The 2065-nt window shown below is 43.1% G+C and carries 2 protein-coding genes and 1 pseudogene; all 3 read left to right on the forward strand.

The annotated features are described in order from the left end of the window. Positions 1-830 precede the first annotated feature (830 nt). Complete coding sequence (locus V7083_RS07410) at positions 831-1205, forward strand: NADH-quinone oxidoreductase subunit A (RefSeq protein ID WP_335476740.1); 375 nt, start codon at positions 831-833, stop codon at positions 1203-1205. Next, the gene (locus V7083_RS07415; RefSeq protein WP_335476741.1) at positions 1196-1708 is read left to right on the forward strand and encodes a NuoB/complex I 20 kDa subunit family protein; all 513 of its coding nucleotides are present in this window, start codon (positions 1196-1198) and stop codon (positions 1706-1708) included. The genes V7083_RS07410 and V7083_RS07415 overlap by 10 nt, the downstream gene beginning before the upstream one ends. Before the next feature lie 3 nt (positions 1709-1711). Further along, a pseudogene (locus V7083_RS07420) lies at positions 1712-2065 on the forward strand (NADH-quinone oxidoreductase subunit C); the annotation flags it as partial.

Raw genomic sequence — 2065 nt, forward strand, 5'->3', positions numbered from 1 at the left:
AGGAGTGTCGTTCATAAAAGGAATGAAAGCCAAATAGCGGAGGAAACACAAAAGGAGTGTCGTTCATAAAGGGAATGAAAGACAAATTGCGGAGGAATCACAAAAGGAGTGTCGTTCATAAAGGGGGTGAAAGCCAAATAGCGGAGGAATCACAAAAGAAAAGTTTTTTCTCTTACGGGGCAATTACTTTTAAGATTCCCAAGGATATGTCCGAAACAAAACCAAGTACCCTTTCTCATTATAGTATCTATAATAATTCCTCCATTGGCATTACGAAATAAAAGAATGAATGGGACTAAATTGAATATAGTTGTAGGGGCTGGTTTTTTAAAGTTTTCATTAAAATTTGAACAAATTATGACAAAATTCACAGACATTACCGAGTAATTACTATTTAATTAGGGTTGTTGCCGGTTTATTATTAGCAGGTTACAACCTGTTTGAAACCCTTTAGTACCTTATTCAACCCTCTGTGATTTTTGCAACTCTTTTTAGTCATGTCATCTCTCGTGCTTGCGCTGCAGATCACGCAAATTTCAGAGGAGGGGATACCCGTATTTGAAACAAACCAACAAGGGTGGTTATAATTGGGGTTTTATTGGTATAAGCTACCTGCACATTGCAACTCCGCTCCACTGTGAGCTTTGCGAAAATTTAACATCAAGTCTTTTTGAGAGTTGGCTCTAAAAAGCCTTGATTAAAAAAACTTTCGCGGCGTAGAATTCCAATTTTACATAGTGGGTTTTGTCGACACAAGTTTGTAACAATGTTATAATGTTATCGGTTACAATATTCATTAGTTTGAAAAATTCAACATTGGAGGGGATGACATGGAACTTTTAAATGTATATCAGAATAATTATCTGATAGTTTTTGTGTTCCTATGTCTCGGGGTTTTATTGCCAGTGGTGGCGTTATATTTGGGGAAGCTCCTACGGCCGTATAAGCCTAGTGAGGAGAAGTTAACCACATATGAGAGCGGTGTTGAGCCATTTCACGATTCACGTGTTCAGTTCAATGTCCGCTATTATATTTTTGCCCTAATGTTTGTTATTTTTGACGTAGAAACGGTGTTCTTATATCCTTGGGCCGTTGCCTACGATAAGCTAGGGGTTTTTGCACTTATCGAAATGCTACTTTTCGTGATTATGCTGTTAATTGGCCTAGTGTACGCTTGGAAGAAGAAGGTGCTACGATGGATTTAAACTTAGATGGCATTTCATCACTGGAAATGGAAGAGTTAAAAAGAAATGTATTTATGACATCGCTGGAGCAAGTGAAAGCATGGGCCCGAAGCAGTTCGCTTTACCCTGTTACATTTGGTCTGGCTTGTTGTGCGATTGAGATGATGGGTGTGGGTGCCGCTCACTATGACTTGGACCGTTTTGGTTCGTTCTTCCGTCCATCGCCGCGTCAATCAGACTGTATGATTGTTTCGGGTACGGTGACGAAGAAAATGGCGCCGATTTTACGCCGGTTATATGATCAGATGCCAGAACCGAAGTGGGTTATTGCGATGGGTTCCTGTGCCACTGCAGGCGGACCGTATGTCAAATCATACTCCGTTGTAAAAGGTGTCGATCAAATAGTTCCGGTTGATGTGTATATCCCGGGCTGTCCTCCAAACCCAGCAGCTTTAATTTACGGAATTAATAAGTTAAAGGAAAAAATTCGTTATGAAGCGAAGACTGGGAAGAAGGTGACCTGATAAATGAGCGGGGAAAAGGATCTCGAGCAATTAAAACGGGAAGCCGCTGAGAAGGCTAAGGCCGCAGCACTGGCGAGACGTCAGGCAAAAGCTCAGCAGGAGGCCGGACAGACACAGCAGGAAGCGCAGGACCAAGAAGAGGGCAAGGAAAAGGCCGCAGCGCCAACACCTGCAGGCGGAGCCGCCGATGACTTAGCGAAGAAAAAGGCCGCTGCAGCAGCCAAAGCAAAAGCCGCAGCATTAGCGAAAAAGCAGCGAGAAGGCATCGTGGAAGAGGAAACTCCAACGGTTGAAGCCACAGACGGAGAAGCCGATGACCTAGCGAAGAAAAAGGCAGCCGCAGCAGCCAAAGCAAAA

Origin of the sequence: Bacillus sp. JJ1764, assembly GCF_036962145.1 — a bacterium.
Classification (GTDB): Bacteria; Bacillota; Bacilli; order Bacillales; family Cytobacillaceae; genus Neobacillus.

Excerpts from the sequence above, each read along its gene's own strand:
- V7083_RS07410 (WP_335476740.1), top strand. The coding sequence starts at position 831 with ATGGAACTTTTAAATGTATATCAGAATAATTATCTGATAGTTTTTGTG.
- V7083_RS07415 (WP_335476741.1), top strand. The coding sequence starts at position 1,196 with ATGGATTTAAACTTAGATGGCATTTCATCACTGGAAATGGAAGAGTTA.